Origin of the sequence: Arthrobacter livingstonensis (assembly GCF_003219815.1) — a bacterium.
In the GTDB taxonomy this organism is placed as follows: Bacteria; Actinomycetota; Actinomycetes; order Actinomycetales; family Micrococcaceae; genus Specibacter; species Specibacter livingstonensis.
The window spans coordinates 193,871-213,197 of sequence record NZ_QJVD01000002.1 but is presented as its reverse complement, the minus strand read 5'-3'; the positions used below and the strand labels follow the sequence as shown (position 1 = coordinate 213,197).

General features: G+C 64.8%; 21 protein-coding genes. 13 read left to right on the top strand and 8 right to left on the bottom strand.

Annotated elements, in window-relative coordinates:
- Positions 1-41 precede the first annotated feature (41 nt).
- Positions 42-746 (top strand): ferritin-like fold-containing protein, encoded by a 705-nt coding sequence (locus tag CVV68_RS02995; RefSeq protein WP_110499520.1) that lies wholly within the window; start codon positions 42-44, stop codon positions 744-746.
- On the opposite strand, the gene CVV68_RS02990 is transcribed toward CVV68_RS02995, so the two are convergent.
- The gene (locus CVV68_RS02990) at positions 747-1,241 is read right to left on the bottom strand and encodes an AAA family ATPase (RefSeq protein WP_110499519.1); all 495 of its coding nucleotides are present in this window, start codon (positions 1,239-1,241) and stop codon (positions 747-749) included.
- Positions 1,242-1,388: 147 nt separating this feature from the next.
- On the opposite strand from CVV68_RS02990, the gene CVV68_RS02985 reads away from it, so the two are divergent.
- Positions 1,389-1,838 carry an iron chaperone gene (locus CVV68_RS02985; RefSeq protein ID WP_110499518.1) on the top strand — a complete coding sequence of 150 codons (450 nt, stop codon included), beginning with the start codon at positions 1,389-1,391 and terminating at the stop codon, positions 1,836-1,838.
- Positions 1,839-1,848: 10 nt separating this feature from the next.
- Here CVV68_RS02985 and CVV68_RS02980 read toward each other — a convergent pair whose 3' ends face one another.
- Both CVV68_RS02980 and CVV68_RS02975 read right to left on the bottom strand, forming a co-directional pair.
- Positions 1,849-2,202 carry an iron chaperone gene (locus CVV68_RS02980; RefSeq protein WP_110499517.1) on the bottom strand — a complete coding sequence of 118 codons (354 nt, stop codon included), beginning with the start codon at positions 2,200-2,202 and terminating at the stop codon, positions 1,849-1,851.
- Between the two features lie 53 nt (positions 2,203-2,255).
- A complete protein-coding gene (locus CVV68_RS02975; protein ID WP_110499516.1) occupies positions 2,256-2,804 on the bottom strand; it encodes a dihydrofolate reductase family protein in 549 nt (182 codons plus the stop codon).
- 304 nt (positions 2,805-3,108) lie between these two features.
- Between CVV68_RS02975 and CVV68_RS23085 the strand changes: the two genes are divergently transcribed.
- The 3 genes from CVV68_RS23085 to rox all read left to right on the top strand — a co-directional run bounded on the left by CVV68_RS23085 (position 3,109) and on the right by rox (position 5,891).
- Entirely contained in the window at positions 3,109-3,666 is a 558-nt protein-coding gene (locus tag CVV68_RS23085; protein ID WP_146238812.1) for a hypothetical protein, read from the top strand.
- Positions 3,667-4,004: 338 nt separating this feature from the next.
- Positions 4,005-4,283, top strand: coding sequence for an integrase catalytic region (locus CVV68_RS02965; RefSeq protein WP_110499514.1), 279 nt, complete (start codon positions 4,005-4,007; stop codon positions 4,281-4,283).
- A gap of 168 nt (positions 4,284-4,451) precedes the next feature.
- Positions 4,452-5,891 carry a rifampin monooxygenase gene (gene rox / locus CVV68_RS02960; RefSeq protein WP_110499513.1) on the top strand — a complete coding sequence of 480 codons (1,440 nt, stop codon included), beginning with the start codon at positions 4,452-4,454 and terminating at the stop codon, positions 5,889-5,891.
- 153 nt (positions 5,892-6,044) lie between these two features.
- Here rox and CVV68_RS24745 read toward each other — a convergent pair whose 3' ends face one another.
- Complete coding sequence (locus CVV68_RS24745; protein WP_306415676.1) at positions 6,045-6,389, bottom strand: mycothiol transferase; 345 nt, start codon at positions 6,387-6,389, stop codon at positions 6,045-6,047.
- Between the two features lie 644 nt (positions 6,390-7,033).
- Between CVV68_RS24745 and CVV68_RS24105 the strand changes: the two genes are divergently transcribed.
- From CVV68_RS24105 to CVV68_RS02940, 3 genes are all read left to right on the top strand, one after another.
- The gene (locus CVV68_RS24105) at positions 7,034-7,204 is read left to right on the top strand and encodes a helix-turn-helix domain-containing protein (RefSeq protein ID WP_245933298.1); all 171 of its coding nucleotides are present in this window, start codon (positions 7,034-7,036) and stop codon (positions 7,202-7,204) included.
- 41 nt (positions 7,205-7,245) lie between these two features.
- Entirely contained in the window at positions 7,246-7,638 is a 393-nt protein-coding gene (locus CVV68_RS02945) for a LexA family protein (protein WP_110499637.1), read from the top strand.
- A gap of 66 nt (positions 7,639-7,704) precedes the next feature.
- Entirely contained in the window at positions 7,705-8,988 is a 1,284-nt protein-coding gene (locus tag CVV68_RS02940) for a Y-family DNA polymerase (protein ID WP_110499511.1), read from the top strand.
- A gap of 67 nt (positions 8,989-9,055) precedes the next feature.
- Here the strand turns inward: CVV68_RS02940 and CVV68_RS02935 are convergent, their stop codons facing one another.
- From CVV68_RS02935 to CVV68_RS02925, 3 genes are all read right to left on the bottom strand, one after another.
- Positions 9,056-9,736, bottom strand: a complete 681-nt coding sequence (locus tag CVV68_RS02935) for a hypothetical protein (RefSeq protein ID WP_110499510.1) — start codon at positions 9,734-9,736, stop codon at positions 9,056-9,058.
- Between the two features lie 301 nt (positions 9,737-10,037).
- The gene (locus CVV68_RS02930) at positions 10,038-11,654 is read right to left on the bottom strand and encodes an MFS transporter (RefSeq protein ID WP_110499509.1); all 1,617 of its coding nucleotides are present in this window, start codon (positions 11,652-11,654) and stop codon (positions 10,038-10,040) included.
- Entirely contained in the window at positions 11,651-13,828 is a 2,178-nt protein-coding gene (locus tag CVV68_RS02925) for an MMPL family transporter (protein WP_110499508.1), read from the bottom strand. Before CVV68_RS02925 ends, CVV68_RS02930 begins: the two co-directional genes overlap by 4 nt.
- A gap of 113 nt (positions 13,829-13,941) precedes the next feature.
- On the opposite strand from CVV68_RS02925, the gene CVV68_RS02920 reads away from it, so the two are divergent.
- The 5 genes from CVV68_RS02920 (at position 13,942) to CVV68_RS02900 (ending at position 17,814) form a co-directional block, all read left to right on the top strand.
- Positions 13,942-14,604, top strand: a complete 663-nt coding sequence (locus tag CVV68_RS02920; RefSeq protein ID WP_110499507.1) for a MarR family winged helix-turn-helix transcriptional regulator — start codon at positions 13,942-13,944, stop codon at positions 14,602-14,604.
- 10 nt (positions 14,605-14,614) lie between these two features.
- Complete coding sequence (locus tag CVV68_RS02915) at positions 14,615-15,118, top strand: DUF2809 domain-containing protein (RefSeq protein WP_170133066.1); 504 nt, start codon at positions 14,615-14,617, stop codon at positions 15,116-15,118.
- A 98-nt stretch (positions 15,119-15,216) separates the two neighbouring features.
- Positions 15,217-16,308, top strand: coding sequence for an NAD(P)-binding domain-containing protein (locus CVV68_RS02910; RefSeq protein WP_110499505.1), 1,092 nt, complete (start codon positions 15,217-15,219; stop codon positions 16,306-16,308).
- Between the two features lie 144 nt (positions 16,309-16,452).
- A complete protein-coding gene (locus tag CVV68_RS02905) occupies positions 16,453-17,442 on the top strand; it encodes an LLM class flavin-dependent oxidoreductase (protein WP_110499504.1) in 990 nt (329 codons plus the stop codon).
- Positions 17,443-17,451: 9 nt separating this feature from the next.
- Positions 17,452-17,814, top strand: a complete 363-nt coding sequence (locus CVV68_RS02900; protein ID WP_110499503.1) for a VOC family protein — start codon at positions 17,452-17,454, stop codon at positions 17,812-17,814.
- Positions 17,815-17,887: 73 nt separating this feature from the next.
- Here CVV68_RS02900 and CVV68_RS02895 read toward each other — a convergent pair whose 3' ends face one another.
- Positions 17,888-19,327, bottom strand: coding sequence for an FUSC family protein (locus tag CVV68_RS02895; RefSeq protein WP_110499502.1), 1,440 nt, complete (start codon positions 19,325-19,327; stop codon positions 17,888-17,890).

The following is a 19,327-nucleotide window of genomic DNA, read 5'->3' as shown; positions in this document are numbered from 1 at the left end:
CGTCGCGCAAGGGCGGCACGGCACGGACTACGCTGGAGCCTATGAGTACTGAGCCCCCTGCCGCAGATGAACCCGTCTCCGCCGGAGAACTAAGTGCCCGCTACGACAAGTTTGTGGTTGATTTGCTCGGCGGCATTGCGTACGGGGAACTGTCCGGGTTTGAGCGGCTGTCCTCCGACGCCCGCTACTCTCCGACACTCAATGACCGTGCCGTGCTGGGCAAGATGGCCGTGGCGGAGTTTGGGCATTATGAGATGGTGTGCGGCCGGCTGCTGGCCATGGGCATGGACCCGGAGCTGGCCATGCTGCCGTTCCAGCGCATGGTGGACGCCTTCCACGAGCGGACGCGGCCGGCCGACTGGCACGAATCGCTCATGAAGGCTTATGTGGTGGATGCCATCACCGAGGACTTTTACGCGGCCATTGCCGAGCGCCTGGATGCTGAAACGCGCGGCATCATCGCCAAGGTGCGCACCAGCGAGGAGCAGACCGCGCTGCTGGAAGGACTGTTGAAGAAGATGCTCGACGAGGATCCCCGGTTGTCGTCCCGGCTGGCGCTGTGGGGCCGGCGGATGGTGGGGGAGGCCTTGACGCAGGCGCAGCGCATTGGCGACAGGCACAGCTTCCTGGTGGGCCTGAGCCCGGAGGGGACACAGGAAGAGGCCGCAATGGAAGCGGTGGCGATCATGGCGCAGCTGACGCGCGGCCACTCCAGACGAATGAGCCGCCTGGGCCTGACCGCCTGACTACTGCTTGTGCACCTCGGCCACGATCCGCTGGACCGTTTCTTCCACGGTTTCCCCGGCGCCGATCCGTTGTTCCACAATGCCCTCCAGTGGATCCCAGCCGTGGTACCAGCCGCGCATCTGCTTTTCGCCAAAGTCGGCCAACTTGTGCGGACGGGTCTGGTGGCGGCGCAGGGTCTCCTCGAGCGTGAGTTCGTAGGCATAGAACAGGTTGGGCCCGGAATGCCCGGCGTTCAGCCGCCCGAACGCGGCGCTGTATTTTGAGGCGTTGAACATGCCGTCCATGACGGTTGTGCGCCCATGGGCCAGTGCCAGCGCGGCGGCGTTTTCAATGAGTTCCACGCTCAATGTCGAGTAGTTGCCGGTCTCGCCCAGGATGCCGCGGCGGAAGTAGTCCTGCTCAATCCACACAGCGCCCAATTCCCTTTGCAGCACGCGCGCCACCGTGCTCTTGCCTGAGCCGGAATTGCCGCGCAGCACGATGAGGGTGGCCATGCTTCCATCCAAGCACGGCGGGCGCAGTTCCGGGATGCTCCGCCTGTCATGAGCAGGAATGAAGAAGCGCCGAAGCGCGGACGGGCATAGCCTGTTCACAGAAGGCGGCGGCGACCAGTTCCGCACCAATTATAGGGAGAGCGCATAATGCCCACCACGAATGCCACGTCCGAGTCCACCGGCTTCTCCGCAGCGGAGCATGCAGCAATTAAGGAGCGGGCCGGGGAGTTGCGCGCCGAGGGCAAGCAGGGCGCCAAGAAGGCCGATGGGCTCCAAGCTGTACTCGACAGCATGGCCAGGATGACGCCGGAAGATCGCGTGATCGCCGAGCGCGTACACGTGACAGTGACGGCGAATGCCCCGGAACTGTTGCCGAAGTCCTGGTACGGGATGCCGGCCTACGCGAATGTGGACGGCAAGGTCGTTTTCTGCTTCAAGAACTCGGGTAAATTCAACACCCGCTACTCTACCCTGGAGTTTCAGGACGCCGCACACCTCGACGACGGCGAGATCTGGCCGGTATCGTACGCGCTTGAAAAGTGGAGCCCTGCAGTTGAGAAAAAGGTCGCCGAACTGGTGAAGGCATCGGTGTCCTAACGCCGGTGGTCTAACGGGATTTCGCGTCAATCTCCGCCCGCCGGGCCTGGACGATGCGCCGCACCGTGGCGTCCGGCAGTTGATGACCCACGGAAAAGTGGATGCTGCCGGTCGTCGTTTCGAAATCGGCCAGCAAGTCGAGATTGCCGGCGACAACGGCGCCACTGAACGGGTAGATCGACAGGAACTTCCTTGCCCGCACGGTGGCGATGAGGCCCTTGCCACGGTAGATAAGTGCGGCCATGGCGTAACTGGTGCCTTCCTCGGCCTCGGGCACCATCTTGTGGGCGATGGCATAGACACGTTCGAGGGCGGCGCGCTCGGCCCCGTCAACCGTGCCAAGATATGTGCTGACTGGTCCCATGGAGTGATGGTACGCCCGTCATGTTGCTGCAAGCGTTGCCTCTTGGGCGGGGACTATCGTTTGGGCTCATATCGGAGGGCCATGGCACCGGAACCGAACTCCAGCCGGTCCACGAGACGCAGGTCCACCAGCTTCGACAGCCCCGCGAACAGGGTGGGCCCATGGCCTGCCAACCTGGGCTGGACCACGAACTCGTACTCATCAATCAGTCCGAGTTCCGCCAACGCCATCGGCAACTTCACGCCGCCCACGAATAGCCCGTTGCCCGGCTCCCGCTTCAGCTTGTCAACCGCTGTCATCAGCTCCCCGCGCACGATTTCCGCGTTCCAATCCACGCTGCCAAGCGTGCTCGAAACGACATACTTCTTGGCTGCATCGATGGTCCGGGCGAAGGGCCCCATCCAATCAGGTCTGGCCTCCAACTGCCCTGGGGGACGCCAGGCGGCCGCCATCATTTCGTAGGTGACGCGTCCAAAAAGTAGGGCATCGGCTTGGGCGAGGCTTTCCGTGGCATGCCGGTGCAGTTCCTCATCTGCGGCGATTACGCGATGATCGCAGCATCCGTCCAGGGTGACATTGATGGAATACCGCAGCGGTCTCATCGAGTCAGCGTACTTCCCAAAGTCCTGGGATTGCAGCCCTGTTGGCCGTTGGGGCGCCATGGGTACTGATTCGTCATGTCTTGTCGACGCCGTCAGCGCAATCATTTTTGCTGATGACCCACAGTTCCAGGGCGCCGCAGGCCGGGTCCCGGTGAGGGGCTCCCACCCTGCGCATCTTTACTCGCGTTAGCTGCCCCGATGTGGGACTTCATTATTTGGGGAGCGAATGAACATAATCCTGTTGGCGCCAGGTGTCCAGTTGCCAGTTTCTGGCGAACCTTTCAGGAGGACCCCAGCCCGCGAAGTGGACAATGCCCTGGGCCGCATGCGTCGACAGATTCGCTTCCGAACCTTCGCCCTGATGGTCCTGTCTGTGCTCGGATGCGCGCTTTTCTGGCATGTCCGACAGCCTTTGCGGGGCAACTGGCCGCAGGTCGACGCCAAAGTGAAAAGCCACTATGAATACGCCGCAAAGGGGGTCCACTGCAGCCTTGGCCCGGACTACGCTGCCAACGGCAAACCCGTACACGGCCACTTCACCATCTTGGATTTGTGCAATGCAGCCCCTTCAATTGGCATGATGGCCCAGTTGGGTGTCGATCCGGGCGAGGCCGGATGGTTGATCGTGCCGGAATATTCCGGGATGCCAATGAGGCAGCTCATTGTTACCGGCACGGCCATTGCTGTTCCTGTGCTCGGTTGGGCTTTCCGCACTGGCCTGACGATCCGCAGCCTCCTCGCAGTCTCACGTTTGGGGGCGCGGCCATGGCACGAGGTGGCCGGCGTCGTCGTAACTTCGTCGTGGGCCACGCGCGGACTTCGTTCGCCTTGTCCTGACGCCTGCAATTGCGGGAGAAAGTGACTTCGCAGTAACTTTTGGAACCGGGGGCATCAGCTTTTTCACCGTACCCAAGCCGGGAAGCACCCTGGCCCTGATGCTGGCGGGAGACGGGAGTGGCAAGGTGCTCGTGGGGATCCCGGGACATTGGGGAGAGGCAGTTGGCACGTTGGAGCCGTCGGCTCGCCATCTAGGCGAATAGCGGTGGCACATCCATACCTGCCATCTTCAGGATATCCGCCCAGGGGGGTCTTGCTGCAAGGGCCCGACGAGACTCTCTAATGGTTATTGGCAGGCCTGGTGCCCGCTGGCAGGATTGATGTTGATCCATCATGGTGTGACTCAACGAACTCTGGCCGCTGGTGAACCTGCGAAAGAACCTGTTCCTGCCCACCAAGAAAGTCACCGGATATCACCTCAGTCGCAAGGGAAAGTCCGTGCGCAGCTACGACAATCCACGCACCCCTGCCCAACGGATCAAGGACACCGGGATCATGCTCGAACCCCAACGCCACCACATGGACAAGCTCTACAACAGCCTGGACCTGGCCGGACTGACGAACCGGATCAACGAAATCCAGCAGCGACTCATCCGGCTGGCCGCAGCCAAGACCTACTCCCAAGCACCCCACGCAGCATGACACTTTCGCGAGCACTTTAGATGAGGCACGCAGGAATCATTTGGCGAGCATATTGACATGAGGCACCACGGGGCCCCGCGGGGGCGCATAATGATAGGCCGGCCCCTTCAGGAGCCACCGCCGTGACGTCCGCGGGCGGACCACCTCCTTAAAGGTCTGGAGATTTTTGTGTTCGATGTGATCATTGTCGGAGCGAGCCCCACGGGCTCCATGCTGGCAGCGGAGCTGCGGCTGCACGGCGTGTCAACGCTGGTGCTGGAGAAGGACGCCAAGCCCACCGGGATCGCCCGGTCGCTTGGCCTGCACGTGCGTAGCATCGAAGTGATGGACCAGCGGGGGTTGCTGGAGCGGTTCCTCGCCCGCGGTCAGAAGTACCCGCTAAATGGCTTCTTCGCCGGCATCTCCAAACCGGCGCCCGCGGACCTTGATACCGCCCACGGCTACGTCCTCGGCATTCCCCAGCCGGTCACCGATCAGCTGCTGGAAGATCACGCCGCCGGGCTGGGGGTGGAGATTCGCCGTGGCTGCGAGCTGGTTGCGCTCACTCGGAGTGAAGACCAGGTGGAAGTGGAATTGGCTGGCGGCACTCGGCTGCACGCCCGCTATGTCGTGGGGTGCGACGGTGGCCGCAGTAGAGTGCGCAAACTGCTCAACGTGGCATTTCCCGGCGAGCAGTCCCGGGTGGACACGCTCATGGGCGAGATGGAGCTGACGGCGGCGCCGGAGGAGGTGGCCGCCGTCGTCGGCGAGATCAGCAAGACCCAGAAGCGGTTCGGCGTCGGCCCCATTGGCGGCGGCCTCTACCGGGTCGTGGTTCCCGCCGCCCATGTGGCGGAGGACCGGGCAGTCCCGCCGGTGTTCGAAGAGATCAGGCAACAGCTGCTTACGTGGGCTGGAACCGACTTTGGCGTCCACTCGCCGCGCTGGCTGTCACGGTTCGGTGACGCCACGCGCATTGCCGAGCACTACCGGGTGGGCCGTGTGATGCTGGCCGGCGACGCCGCACACATCCATACTCCCGTCGGCGGGCAAGGGCTCAATCTCGGCATCCAGGACGCGTTCAACCTGGGCTGGAAACTCGCCGCCACCATCAACGGCTGGGCGCCCGACGGCCTCCTCGACAGCTACCACACCGAGCGGCACCCCGTCGCGGCCGACGTGCTGGAGACCACCCGAGCGAACATGCTGCTGCTCGACACCGATCCGGGCCCCCAGGCCGTTCGCAAGCTGATTTCCGACCTCATGGACTTCGACGACGTCAACCGGTTCCTGATCGAAAAGCTCACCGCGATCTCCGTCCGGTACGACGTCGGCCAGGGGCATGATCTGCTCGGGCGGCGGCTGCGGGACATGGAGCTGGCGCAAGGACGGCTTTACGAGCGGATGCGCACGGGCCACGGGCTGCTTCTGGATCAGACCGGACGGCTCACGGTCTCCGGCTGGGCGGACCGCGTTGACCTGATCACCGGCACGGTCGAAGAACTCGATGAACCCGCAGTTCTCCTGCGCCCCGACGGACACATCGCGTGGATCGGCGATGACCAGGACGCCCTCACCGGCCACCTTCTCCGCTGGTTCGGCGACCAGCGGCCGGCACCCACAGGCTGAGACGGGCCTGAGCGCGCTACCCGCGCGTTTGGCGCGACATCAACAACTGGCTTGCTGGATGCGAGTCCGTCCCCGACCGAATTGCCACACCTGCGCCGGTGCCCGCAAGCGGAACGTTCTGCGGAACACGGAGGTGTCCGTACAGAGGATCTGTTACTGGCAAACGCGGCCGCCGATGCATTCGGGCAAAAAATCGGCGTGCCCGCAGTGCCTTGCGTATTCCTCGACCCTGTGTACGAGCAATTCCCTGACAGCGATACCGTTCCTCCCGAGTCGCTCACCCAGATCCGGGTGCTCGGCCAGCGTGGCGTCCGTAGCGGCCTGCTCGTGGTCGAGGTCCGCATACGCGGAGTCGACCACCATCTGCTCTGCGACAGCCCCGTCGAAGTCCGCGTCGCCCTCGCCATATATTTTTGGCAGCGGATCACCAGACGTGATCCAGTTGCGCCAGTCGCGCTCCACTTCGGCGAGATGACGGAGCAGGCCGAGAAGGGACATGGTCGACGGCGGTACCGACCGGCGAGCCAGCTGCTCGCGTCCAGCTCCTCACACTTCATCCGAAGCGTCAGTCGATAGTCCAAGAGGTACCCCTGCAGTGTCGCCAATTCGCCGTCCGGGCTGACTCCGTCGGAGTTGCGGGGATCGTCATCTGGGTTAACCCACGTGTCCGGGTAGACGGTCGCCCTGCTCCATCGCTTGGATTGTTCCTTCACCTTTTTTGTCCTTGTCTACTAGCGCCATTCGGGCTAACCAATAATTGGCGAACGGCACTTGGCTTTCCTCGATAAACGCAACGGGACGGCGGAGACCCCGTAATGCCAACCCCCAGTGGGCACCAACTAAGAAGACCGGGGCAGGCTCGCGTCCGGGGTGGAGGAGCTGCCGGCATCCAGGGCGGAGGCGCTGCAAACGCCGGAATTGCTGCTTCACGGGCAACCTGCGGGCAGTCGGGCCACGTCGGTGGCGCTGTAGGAGAACCACGGGATACCTTGAACTTGATGAAAGTGGGCGCGTTCATCGAGTAGCAGGGGCTGGACGGCCGCGATGACATCGCCGGGATACTGGCCCACGATGCCGAACAGCAGACGGACTACCTTGTCACCCTCCGTTCCTACCTGGCCACCAGCGGTAGCACCTCCGCCATGGCCGCCGGACTCCATGTCCACAACAACACCGTCCGCTACCGGCTCGCCTGCCTGGGCAAGGACTTCTGTATTGATCTGGTCGATCCACAGACGCGGCTCTGGCTGTGGCTCCGGATCACCACCATGGACCTGGCGCCGAAAGCCACGGCGGGGTTGGTGATACACTGATTTCTCGAATACCTGTTCTAGGCGGTGGTGTTGTGTTTGGCATGGACTTGGCAACGTCAGTGGCAGCAGAGACTGATCCGCGGGGCTTCCCCTCCCCGGCGCGCGACTATTTTCATGGTGGGATCGACCTCAACCGCCACCTGATCAGGGACCGCACCAGTACATTCGTCATGCGGGTCAGCGGGAACTCCATGGCCGGTACGGGCATCGCCGACGGCGACGAGATCATCGTGGACCGTTCCTTGCCGCCGCGGGATGGCTGCGTGGTGGTTGCCGTGGTGGACGGAGAGCTGCTGGTGCGCCGTTTCCTCAGGCACAACGACGGCCAGCCTGCCCTGAGCACGGAACCGTCGCCTCCCGCGGCGGGCCAACTTGCCAAGCCCAGTGAGCTGACCGTGTGGGGCGTCGTGACCCGCTGCCTGCACCATGTCTAAGGAGCGGCGCGGCATGCCGACTCACCGGACTAGGGGGGCTGTCCTGAACAGCTCGGGTGGCTGCCCATGAGCCAGGACCGGATCGCGCTCGTGGACGTGAACAACTTCTATGTCTCCTGCGAGCGGGTCTTTGACCCACTGCTGGAAGGCCGCCCCGTCGTGGTGCTTTCCAACAACGACGGCTGTGTGGTGGCCCGCTCGGCCGAAGCCAAGGCGCTCGGCATCGCCACGGGCACCCCCTGGTTCCAACTGCAGGCGCAGGCCCGGGCCTGGGGCCTGATGGCGCGTTCGAGCAACTATGAACTGTACGGAGACATGAGCGCACGCGTCATGGAGGTGGTGGGACGCTTCGGCACGTGGCAGGAGGTCTACTCGATCGACGAGTCGTTTGTGGGCCTGACCGGGACGCCGGAGCAGTTAGGTAAAACCGGCGAGGACATCCGGGCGGCGGTGGACCTGCATGTGGGCGTGCCGGTATGCGTTGGCATAGCCGCCACCAAGACGCTGGCCAAGTTCGCCAACCGGATTGCCAAACAAAACCCGGGGCTGGGGGGCGTGTGCGATCTCGGTGCCATGCCGGCCGGGCATGCCGACGCCATCCAGCACAGGGTGCCTGTCTCGGGATTGTGGGGCGTTGGTGGCCGCACCGCGGCACGGCTGAAGTTGATGGGGATCGAGACCATCGCCGAGCTTAGAGCAGCGGACCCGGCGCTCATCCGCAAGAAGTTCTCAGTGGTCCTCCAACGCACGGTCATGGAGCTCAACGGGACCGAATGCATACCGCACACCGAGGAACGGGCGGACAAGCAGCAGATCATGTTCTCGCGCAGCTTTTCCGCGCCCGTCACCACGGTGGGCGCCATGGAGGAGGTCATGGCAGTCTATGCGCAGAAGGCGGCCGCGCGCATGCACGACGACGGACTGCGTGCCTCCGCCATGACCGTCACCGCCGGAACCAGCAGGTTTGCTGGCGGTGAAGGCAGCTTCCCTGCCGTGACGGTGCGCTTTCCCGTGCCGACCCAGGACCCGATCGTGCTGGTGCGCGCCGCCGTTGCGGCCATGCGAGGCAGCACCGTGCCGGGGGCGGCCTACCTGCGCGCTGGCGTCATGTTCAGCGGCCTGGAACCGGCCGACGGGCCCGAGATGCTGGATGTTTTCGGCTCAGGAACCGGCGCCTCGCAGCCTGGAGTGGGCGGCGTGTTGGGGGAGGTGCGTGGCAGGTTCGGCAGCCAGGCCATCGGAATCGGCCTCGGCGGGCTTGCAGCGCAGCCGGGCTGGACCATGAAGCGGGAGCACTCGTCCCCGCGCTACACCACGGAATGGGCTGAGTTGCCCATCGTCAAGGCCTAAGGCACAGTGCTGTAGCAACTTGGGAGCGCCATGGTCCGTCGTCGGAACACCATGCCCCGGGTCTCCCTCAGAATGCAGCTTCAGCCTCGGGCTCAGGATCCGGGTACCGGACGGGCGAGAGCCCTGGCGCCGCGCGAAGACAGACAACGCCAAGCCACAGGATCCAGGCCCAGAAGAGGAACGGGAAGTAGGAGAGCACCTCAAAGAGCGGCTGCAGGGAAGGGGAAACGGCCAGTTGGGCCCCGGTGATGCCGATGCCGGCGGCGGCGCCAAGCACCACGAGCGGCATGCTGAAGAGCTTGGATTTCCACATGACAAAGACCGCACACACGATGGCGACTCCGAGTCCTCCGGCGATCATGAGGTTCAGGCCCGCACCGGCCTGGTCCATGAGCATGGCAAGTGGTTTGTTTCCTGCATCCGCAGGGGCGGCGGCCGTTGCGGCGATCCCGAAGGACGCAGTCTCAATGCTCACGCTTACGGTCGCAGCCGCCACTGCGAAGTCGAGTAACGGAGGGCGGTGGCCGGAATCCACCAGTACTTGGCGCAGGCCAATGAACAGCAGAATCCGGCCGAGCAGGATGACGGAGAACCAGCCGGCCATGGCGTAGACCACGTCTGCATGACCGGCATACGTTGACAGCACCTCCGCAAGAGCAGCCCCGCGCACGGTTGAAGTGCCGACTCCGGCAATGCCGCCCCAAATGATCGCGAGCAATTCCATCAGGTACAGGACCGCACCTGCCAACACTCACTTGTTGCCAATGAGACCTACCCGCCCCAACCTGCCCATGATGTGCCCCTCTCAGCGGCTCGACGCTTGCCGAGCGGGACATTCACAATGACTGGACCGCCAACGGTAGTCTTCGAAGACATGGACTACATGCGTGGACAGATCAGCTCATCCCAGCTGCCCTGCCAAGGCCATCGGTGTGGTGGATTTTCGTGCCGCAGGAATCGTGTGGAAACTGCCTGACCGCGTCCGGTTCGTTTACTGCAGGCAGCCGGGGCGCACCGCTGCCAGTGTGTGGGCATGCCACCCGTGCCCCTCATCGGGACCGCTGCTCCTCAGGAGAGGGTTCGGCGGCTTCATCGCCGGTCCGGCCTGAGAGTCGAAGCGTAGCCAGCAGCCCGAGCACCAGGAAGCCGGACGCGGCAAACGCTGAATACCGGGTGCCGTCGCTGAACGCCTCACGGGCAGCGGCGCCCACCTGCGGGTCCTTCGCTGCCAACCCCGGAATGGCGCCACCGGCGCTGAGCACCACGGTGTCCACGATCTGGCTGCGCGCGGAGGCAGACAGCGCAGCGGAGTCGTCGGAGAGCCGGTAATTCAGGGATGAGCCAACCGAGGTGAAAAGGATGGTTCCAAGGATCGCTATCCCGAGGGCAGATCCGATCTGCCTGGCCGTGCTGGCCGTGCCGGAGCCCTGGCCGCTCTGTTCCACCGGGACATCTTTGAGCACCACCCCCGTCAATTGGGCCGTGGCCAATCCCACGCCAAATCCGTAGACAAAGAGGAAGGGAATGATGGTCAGCCACGTGGCGCTGGAGGAGATGACAAGACCGAGTCCGGCAACACCTATGATCTCAGCCACGATGCCAATGCGCACGATCGCAACAGGTGAGATTTTGGCCAGAGCCACACTGGAGAGTCCGCTTGCGGCAAAGGATCCGATTGCCAGGGCAAGCAGGACGAGCCCCGTTTGCAGTGCATCGTAGCCAATCACATTTTGCAGCCACAGCGGCAGCGAAAGGATGATGCCGAATTCGCCGAGCGAGACGATCATGGCGGCGACGTTGCCATTACGGAAAGAAGGGATCGCGAACAACGCAAACGCCAGGAGCGTGGTCCTTCCCGCCCGCTGGCGTTGGATGCCCCACCAGATGAAGGCGGAGCCGGATAAAAGGGTCACCGCGAAGGCCATGGGGATGGGCGAGAGCGCGAACGGCCACGCCCAGTTGCCAAAAACGGGTTTGTTGTCCGCAGCCACCAGCCACCAGCCGTAGCTGCGGCCCTCAATCAGTCCGAAGACCAGCGACGCGCTGGCGATGACGGATAGGACAGCGCCGACGATGTCGATGCGTCGCGGCTGGCCGGAATCCTTGGACTCGGGCACGCACAGGAGCACGCCGATGACGATGGCCACGGCGAGCGGCACATTGATGCCAAACGCCCACCGCCACGAGTAGTAGGTGGTCAGCCAGCCGCCCAACAATGGTCCGACGGCCACCATCCCGCCAATGGTAGATCCCCACACAGCGAACGCTATCCCGCGTTCCCTGCCCCGGAAGGTGGCGTTGATCAGGGACAGCGTGGTGGGCAGCGCCATGGCGCCACCGATGCCCTGGATGATCCGGGCACCGATGAGAAGGTTGCCGGAGGGGGCCAACGCCGCGAATACGGATGCAGTGGCAAAGAAGGCGACTCCGTTGAGTAATATCCGGCGTCGGCCGTAACGGTCGGCGAGCGTGCCAAAGACCAGCAGAAGTGCGGCGAAAACGAGCGTGTAGCTCTCCTGCACCCACTGCACCTGGGTCGAGGTGATGTCCAGGTCCCGCACGATCGAGGGAATGGCGACATTTACGATGGTGGAATCGACAATGATCAAGGCCACGGCAATGCTGATGAAGACCAAGCCCGCCCAGCGGCGGCGTGCACTGGTCATCGGCTTGCCTTCTCGGGTGAGGGACGCGAGAGCTTCGAAGGCCACCAAATGGCCTGGCCAATGTCGTAGGACACGGCCGGTACCAGCAGCGAACGCACAATTACCGTGTCCAACAGCACGCCAAAGGCGACGATGAAGGCAATTTGGACCAGGAAGAGAATCGGGATCACGGCCAGTGCGGCAAAGGTCGCGGCCAACACCACCCCGGCCGAGGTGATCACGCTGCCGGTCATGCCCAGCCCGCGCAGGATGCCGGGCCTGGTACCGATGCGCAGCGACTCCTCGCGCACCCTGGTCATCAAGAAGATGTTGTAGTCCACCCCCAGTGCCACCAGGAACACGAAGCCAAACAGTGGCACTGCAGCGTCTGCGCCAGGAAAATGGAATATGTGGTTGAACACGATCGCCGAGACACCCAGCGCGGCGGCATAGGAAACCACCACGCTCGCTATGAGTAGGACGGGAGCCAGAATGGAGCGCAGCAGCAGCATCAAAATCACCAGGATCACCAGAAGCACGATCGGGATGATCTTGACTAGGTCACTTTGCGCCGTTGTATTGGTGTCATAGGCGATCGCTGTCACGCCTCCGACGAGCACACCGGGATCGGCGGCGGGAAGGTCGGCGCGCAAGGTGCGCACTACTTGTTCTGCGGCCTGTGAATCCGGCTCGGATTTGAGCACCGCATTGATGAGTACCTTGCCCTCCTTCACCACCGGCGCAGCCTCCGCGCCCGGGCGTACGTTCCCGGCGTAGATCGCGGCCGAGCTGACGCCTTCCGCCGATTCGACCTTCCGCAAGGTTGCATCGGCCTTGTTCTGGTCCGCCACGATGACCACAGGACTGCCGGCGCCGCTGGGGAAGTGGGCGGAGGAGACCGTCTGACCGGCTGCGGCTTGAGATTTGGTGAGGATGACGTCGCTTTGCGGGACGCCGTTTGCGTGCAGCTGGAAGAGGCCAAGGGTGCACGCGCCAAGGACGATCAGTGAGATGACCCACGTGATCCGAGGGCGCCGGGAGACCATGGTCCCCACCCGGTTCCACAGTCCAGGGATGCCTTCGAGCCCGTGCACCGATTCAGTGGCCTTGCGATGTGGGTGGGCGTCGGGGGCCTCGAGCCGGGGGCGGAACGGCCAGAACGCCACGCGACCGAAGAGAACCAGCAACACCGGAAGGAAGGTCAAGGAGGCGAGCAGGGCAAAGACAATGCCGATCGCGGCGATGGGGCCCAGGCTCTTGTTGGAATTCAGATCGGAGAACAACAGGCACAGCAGGGCGATGATCACGGTGGCACCCGAGGCGGCGATTGGCTCCAAGGCGGCCCGCCAGGCTCGGCCGATCGCAACCCATTTTGACTCCACGTGCCGAAGCGATTCCCGGTAACGGGCCACCAGGAGCAGGGAATAGTCGGTGGCAGCGCCGATGACCAGGATGGAGAGGATGCCCTGGCTTTGTCCGCTGAGCTTGATCCAGCCCCAACTGGCGAACGCATAGACCAGGAGGATGGCGGCGGACAGAGCAAAGACCGATGTCAACAAAACCAGGAACGGCAGGACGATCGAGCGGTAAACCAGCAGAAGGATCAGGAAGACCGCGCCACCTGCGACCAGCAGCAGGATGCCGTCAATGCCGCCGAACGCATTGACCAGGTCAGCAGTCAGGCCGGCCGGACCAGTGACATAAGCTGCGGTCGACGATGAATTGGCAGTACCGGCAACAGTGCGCAGGCCCGCCACGACGGTATCGACGTTGTTGGTGTCGCTTACGGGCACAATGAACTCCACAGCCTTGCCGTCCTTGGACGGTATGGGTCCGACCACCGACGTCGTGGCTGGCGCCTGTGGGGACTGTACGCCGTCGACCGCGGCAAATTTTGCTACCAGCTTTTGGTAGTCCTCAAGCTGGCCCGTCGTCAGGGCGGCCTGGGATGCGATCACCACAATGGCTGGGATGTCCTTGGAATCGGTGAACTTCTGCTGCCAGGCATTCACTTCCGTAGACTCCGCGCTTGCCGGCAGGAAAGCTGCCTGATCGTTGCTGGAAACTGAGGACAGCTTGCCGAAGGTGGGGCCGCCGAAGCTCGCGGCAGCAAACCAGATGATGATCAGTACTGCCGGGAGGAGGATGCGCAACCAACGTGCGGGCTTCCAATCGCTTCGGGATTCAGCGTTCATTGCGTGATCAAGCCCTTTCGGCTTCCTGTCTGGCGGTTGATTTTAAGATAAATATTACTAGAAGATCTAATAAATAACCGAGTAAGCTTTTTCTATGGACATACAATACACTCATGTCCGATCCACGCAACCGTTCGCCTTGGGCGCCAGATTCGATGCTGGATCCCCGGATCATTGACCCGGGCCACGAACTCGTCGAGTACTCCTCGCTGGGCGCGGGGGAGATTGCTCAGATCGTCAGGGTGCTTTCCTGGATCCGCAACTGGCGCGAGACCGAGGCTGCCCTCAGCTTTCAGTCGCGCAATGACATGCAGTTGAACGAAACCGACATGAAGGCGCTCCGTTTCCTGGTAATTGCAAAGAATCAAAGCGTCGTTGCCACCCCCGGTCTGCTCTCCGAACACTTGAACATCTCCACTGCCGCCACGACTAAGCTTTTGGACCGTCTGGCTGCTGCCGGCCACATCGAGCGGTCCCCGCATCCCACGGACCGTCGCGTGTTGATGATCAGCATCACCGACGGTACGCACGAACAGGTGCGGGAGACGGTGGGCCGCAGTCACGCACGCCGCTTCGAGGTGGCTGCGCGTTTGACCCCGGATGAGCGGGAGGTGGTTATCCGCTTTTTAAATGACCTCAGCGGCACCGGCATCACGCCGGACGCAGGAGCGGGAGCTGCGGCTGAACGTTCACCGGCGCGCCGAGAACAGGCGCCCGCCGACCGGATCGACGGTGGCGGGGCCACGCCGGATCCCTGTAAGTGCAGGCCCCTGTAGGCTCGTGGGCATGCCTGAGCCCGACCCTTGCGCCACGTCGAAGAATGCGGCCACGTCCCACGCCCGCAAGCGCCACACCGCAGTTTCCGGCAGTACCGCAGTTTCCCAACACACCGCAGGTCCGCGCCGTAGCGTGCTGGCGGCAGCGGCCGCAACGACAATTGTCCTAGGCCTGGCGGTGCATTTTCTGCTGACTGGCGCCGCTGCCGGACTGCTCGCCGACGCGCTCTACACCGTCCTGGTGTACCTGGCCCTGGCCTTCGTGGCGACCCGGCTTCGACGCACCCGGGCCGCGGCGGCGGCACTGGCGTTGAGTGCCGCCGTCGAGCTCTTCCAGCTCTCCGGCCTCCCGGAGAGGCTGGGACAGGCCTTCCCGGCGTCGCGCCTACTGCTGGGCACCACCTTTTCCACCCTCGACCTGCTGGCTTACGCGGCAGGGGCGGCCGCAGCTCTGGTCGCCGACGCGGCGATTTCCCGGCAGGCGCGCACGTGGGGTCGCTCACAGCTGGAATAGGTCCCGGTGAGCCGCCGTTTTCTTGAGATGTAGGCGACGGAACCGTGAAGGCCAAGCGTGGTGCCGGACGGGAACAGGGCAGACGAGGGAGTGAACACATGCTGGACGTAGTGGTCATTGGGGCCGGGCAGGCGGGACTTTCCGCTGCGTACTACCCGGCCCGGCACGGACTAATCCCGGAGCGCGACTTCGTGGTGCTGGACGCCAACGAGGGTCCCGGCGGGGCCTGGCGTCACCGCTGGCCTTCCCTGACGCTGGGCGCCGCTCACGCCGTTCACGACCTCCCCGGCATGAAGCTCGGCCCGGCCGATGCCGACGAGCCCGCGTCCGCCGTCGTCGCCCGCTATTACGGCAGCTATGAGAAGACTTTTGAGCTGCCGGTCCACCGGCCGGTGAAGGTCCTGGCGGTCCATCCCCGGAACGTGGACGACGGCGGCAGTCCGGCCGGGGCTTCCGGCTCGCCATTGGCGGTGGAGACCGAACGCGGGAATTTCACCACCCGCCTGGTCATCAACGCCACCGGGACGTGGGACAAGCCGCATTGGCCGCACTACCCGGGACTGGAAACGTTCACCGGCATCCAGCGGCACACCCACGACTTTCATTCGGTGGCGGACTTCGCCGGCCTGCGCGTGCTGGTGGTGGGCGGCGGCACCTCCGCCGTGCAGTTCCTGCTGCAGCTCGACGCCGCCGGCGTGGAAACCGCCTGGTCCACACGGCGCCCGCCGGAGTTCACCACCCGCGAATTCGATCCGGACTGGGGCCGAGACGTGGAGCGCCGCGTCAACGAGCGCACTTCGGCTGGACTGCCGCCGCTGAGCGTGGTGGGCGTGACTGGGCTGCCCTTGACACCGCAGTACCAAAACGGGATTGCCGCCGGGACGCTGGTGTCCCGCGGCCCCCTGCAACGGCTCACCGGGACGGCCGCCGTGTTCGGGGACGGCACGGAGTTTGCGGCCGATGCCATCCTCTGGGCCACCGGATTCCGCGCCGCCCTGGACCACCTGGCAGCGCTGAAGTTGCGCGAATCCGGCGGCGGCATTGTCATGGACGGCGTGAAAGTGGCCCGCGAACCCCGGCTGCTGCTGGTGGGCTACGGTGCCTCCGCTTCAACGCTGGGCGCCAACCGGGCTGGCCGGGCCGCAGCGCTCGCCGCCATCGACCGGCTCAGCGTGACGGCTCCGGCCTGAACTGGCGGCGGCTGCGCTCTGCCGTCGGGAGCGGCGCCCCCAACCCGGGTGCCGCCGTCGTACTTCCCCGGCAGGACCGGCGGCGGAAATATCCGGGCCCCTTCCGGGGTTGGCGCAAGGGAGACCACATGAAAGGCAATACCCATGACACTGCCCCTTTCCATCCTTGACCTGGCCCATATTGGCGACGACGGCATAGCCGCGAGTTTCCGGGCCTCCGTGGAGCTGGCGCAAAAGGCGGAGGCGTGGGGGTACAGGCGGATCTGGTTTGCCGAACACCACAACATGCCCTCCATCGCCTCCTCGGCCACGAGCGTGCTGATCGCCCACGTTGCCGCCAACACGAAGTCCATCCGGCTGGGAGCCGGCGGGATCATGCTGCCCAACCACTCGCCGCTGCAGATCGCCGAGCAGTTTGGCACGTTGGAAACCCTGCACCCGGGACGCATCGACCTGGGGCTGGGCCGTGCGCCGGGCAGCGACCAAAACACCATGCGGGCACTGCGCCGGGACCCGTCCGCCGCGGACACCTTCCCTTCGGACGTGCAGGAACTTCAGGCGTATTTTACCGGGGCAACCCGTATCCCCGGCGTGAACGCCTACCCGGGCAGGGACACCAACGTGCCGCTGTACATCCTGGGATCGTCGCTGTTCGGAGCCAGGCTCGCCGCGGCCCTCGGGCTGCCGTACTCCTTTGCCTCGCACTTCGCCCCGCAGGCGCTGGAGGACGCGGTGCGGATCTACCGGCGCGAGTTCAAGCCCTCCGAGGCCCTGGCCGAGCCCTATGTGATTGCCGGCGTCAACGCCATCGTGGCGGACACCCAGGAGGAGGCCGACGCGCTGTTCCTGACGGCCAAGCGGCGTCGCGTGGCGTCCATGGTGGGCCGCGGCCAGACGTTCACCGACGCCGAGATGGATCTCCTGCTGGATTCCCCGGCGGGCCAGCAGGTGCTGAACATGATGCGCTACTCTGCCGTGGGCACGCCCGCGGCGGCCCGCGAGTATATGGAGGGGTTTGCACAGAAGGCGGACGCCGACGAGCTCATTGTGGCCACGCAGGTTACCGACCGCACGGCCTGGATCCGCAGCTTTGAACTGCTGGCAGGGGTTATGGAACTGGCGCCCGTGGGGTAGCGTACCTGCATGGCTATCGCGCGATTTCCGGGATTGGTTATTGACTGCCCCGACGCTGGCGCACTGGCTGGCTTTTATGCGTCCCTGCTCGGCTGGAAGGTCAAGGCGGAGGCGGACTGGATCGAGATCTGGTCCGAGGATAACAAGACGTGCATTTCCTTCCAGCAGGTTGACGCCGGCTACCGGGCCCCTGACTGGCCCGGACAGGCAGTGCCGCAGCAAATGCACCTCGACTTGATGGTGGAGGACCTTGACGCCGGCGAGACGGCGGCCGTGGAGCTCGGCGCCACGAAGGCCAAGGAGCAGCCGGGCACCACCTTTCGCGTATTTCTCGACCCCGCCGGACACCCGTTCTGCCTCTGCCTCTCGTGAAGGCCCACAGTCCTCCCCAACCTCGTGCCTCGGCCGGGGCCGCCGCAGCAGTGGGCCCAGCCGGACCCCTGTGTCAGTTCGCGGGCTTCCGTTGCGCCAGATGCACCCTGTCTGAAAGGGAAATGCTGACGGCCGCGACGAGCACGCCGATGACCACACCCACCAGGGTGTCAGCGACGCGGCTGACGGCGGCGTCCGGCCCCAAATGGGTGCCCAGCCCGGTCATGATCAGCGCCATGGGCGTCACGGCGATGGTGGTCAGCGTGTAGTTCTTGAGCACCAGCAGCTCGGCAAGCATCTGAAACACAACCACCATCACCACGGATGGCCAGAACCCCAGCGACAGGGACAGCAGGGCAACGGCCACGGCGGCGCCCACCATATTGCCCACCAGGCGCTGGATGGCGCGCTGGACCGTGACGCTGTAGTTCAGTCCCTGCAATATGGCCACGGCACCCATCGACGCCCACAGCGGGTGTTCAAGGCCAAGGTCGACCGCGGTCCAGCCGGACAGTGCCGAGGCCGCGGCCATGCGCAGGGCCTGGCTGGCGCTGGACCTCGAGCCCAGGCCCGTGCGCGCGGCTGCCAGGAAGCCCTGGGGTGTGGCTGTTTCCTGTTTGGCCTCGGTTGCCGGCACCGGAATGGCCGGTGTGCCGCGCATTTTCCGCAATTCTGATTCGTGCCTGGCCAGGCCGGCCAGGGCAGCGGCTTGGGCGGCGCCCCGCAGCGTCCGGGTGGCGTCGGCCTCGTCCAGCAGTTGGTTCAGCCGGGCAGCCCTGCCCTGCAGAAGTAGTGCCCGGCGGCCGCTGCCCCGAAGCGGCCCGGCACTGAGGGCCACCGACTCCCTGGCTGAGCGCAGGGCAGCCTGGGCCGCACTTTGGCGGTTGCCGGCGTCGTCCGTTCCAATGCGCACGACGGCGGCGATGGCACGCGCCGTCGCAAGCCGGGCCGGACCCATCGGGACGACCAACACCGGGGCCATGGCCACGAGCCAGCCCGCCACGGCGCCGATGCCCACCGCGGCGAGAACGCTGGGAACGGCGTCGAAGGTGTGAGCGTAGGCGGAACCCGCCGAGGCGGCGAAGACTAGGATGACGGCGCCCGGGCCGGTGATGCCGAACGCGGAGAACACATGCGCGGACAGGCCGGCGATGGCGGACAGGACCACGATCTGGAGCCCGAGCGGCGTCCCGGCGGCGCCCATGAACGCGCCGGCACCCGCGGCGACGAGGAGGGCGACGGCGACCATGGCCAGCATTCGCGCGAGCCTCCGGTACGGCTGGTAGCGGCCAAAGGCGCTGGTCAGGGCGCCGAGGGAGGCAATTCCGGCCAGCGGTTCATGGCCCAGGAGCCCTCCCCCCACGAGGACCAGTGTGGCGGCCACGCCAACCTTCATGGCCGGCGCGAAGATGGCGTCGGCCGGCCGCATGGCAAAGGAAGTCCGCCATGTGGCGAGCGAAACGGAATGGGCCAGGGCAGCGCCGGAGTGGCGCAATCGGGTGGTGGTGGTCAT

Excerpts from the sequence above, each read along its gene's own strand:
- CVV68_RS02925 (WP_110499508.1), bottom strand. The coding sequence starts at position 13,828 with ATGAACGCTGAATCCCGAAGCGATTGGAAGCCCGCACGTTGGTTGCGC.
- CVV68_RS02915 (WP_170133066.1), top strand. The coding sequence starts at position 14,615 with ATGCCTGAGCCCGACCCTTGCGCCACGTCGAAGAATGCGGCCACGTCC.
- CVV68_RS02930 (WP_110499509.1), bottom strand. The coding sequence starts at position 11,654 with ATGACCAGTGCACGCCGCCGCTGGGCGGGCTTGGTCTTCATCAGCATT.
- CVV68_RS24745 (WP_306415676.1), bottom strand. The coding sequence starts at position 6,389 with ATGTCCCTTCTCGGCCTGCTCCGTCATCTCGCCGAAGTGGAGCGCGAC.
- CVV68_RS02990 (WP_110499519.1), bottom strand. The coding sequence starts at position 1,241 with ATGGCCACCCTCATCGTGCTGCGCGGCAATTCCGGCTCAGGCAAGAGC.
- CVV68_RS02910 (WP_110499505.1), top strand. The coding sequence starts at position 15,217 with ATGCTGGACGTAGTGGTCATTGGGGCCGGGCAGGCGGGACTTTCCGCT.
- CVV68_RS02905 (WP_110499504.1), top strand. The coding sequence starts at position 16,453 with ATGACACTGCCCCTTTCCATCCTTGACCTGGCCCATATTGGCGACGAC.
- CVV68_RS02895 (WP_110499502.1), bottom strand. The coding sequence starts at position 19,327 with ATGACCACCACCACCCGATTGCGCCACTCCGGCGCTGCCCTGGCCCAT.
- CVV68_RS02920 (WP_110499507.1), top strand. The coding sequence starts at position 13,942 with ATGTCCGATCCACGCAACCGTTCGCCTTGGGCGCCAGATTCGATGCTG.
- CVV68_RS02940 (WP_110499511.1), top strand. The coding sequence starts at position 7,705 with ATGAGCCAGGACCGGATCGCGCTCGTGGACGTGAACAACTTCTATGTC.
- CVV68_RS02995 (WP_110499520.1), top strand. The coding sequence starts at position 42 with ATGAGTACTGAGCCCCCTGCCGCAGATGAACCCGTCTCCGCCGGAGAA.
- CVV68_RS24105 (WP_245933298.1), top strand. The coding sequence starts at position 7,034 with ATGGCCGCCGGACTCCATGTCCACAACAACACCGTCCGCTACCGGCTC.
- CVV68_RS02945 (WP_110499637.1), top strand. The coding sequence starts at position 7,246 with ATGGACTTGGCAACGTCAGTGGCAGCAGAGACTGATCCGCGGGGCTTC.
- CVV68_RS02980 (WP_110499517.1), bottom strand. The coding sequence starts at position 2,202 with ATGGGACCAGTCAGCACATATCTTGGCACGGTTGACGGGGCCGAGCGC.
- CVV68_RS02985 (WP_110499518.1), top strand. The coding sequence starts at position 1,389 with ATGCCCACCACGAATGCCACGTCCGAGTCCACCGGCTTCTCCGCAGCG.
- CVV68_RS02975 (WP_110499516.1), bottom strand. The coding sequence starts at position 2,804 with ATGAGACCGCTGCGGTATTCCATCAATGTCACCCTGGACGGATGCTGC.
- CVV68_RS02900 (WP_110499503.1), top strand. The coding sequence starts at position 17,452 with ATGGCTATCGCGCGATTTCCGGGATTGGTTATTGACTGCCCCGACGCT.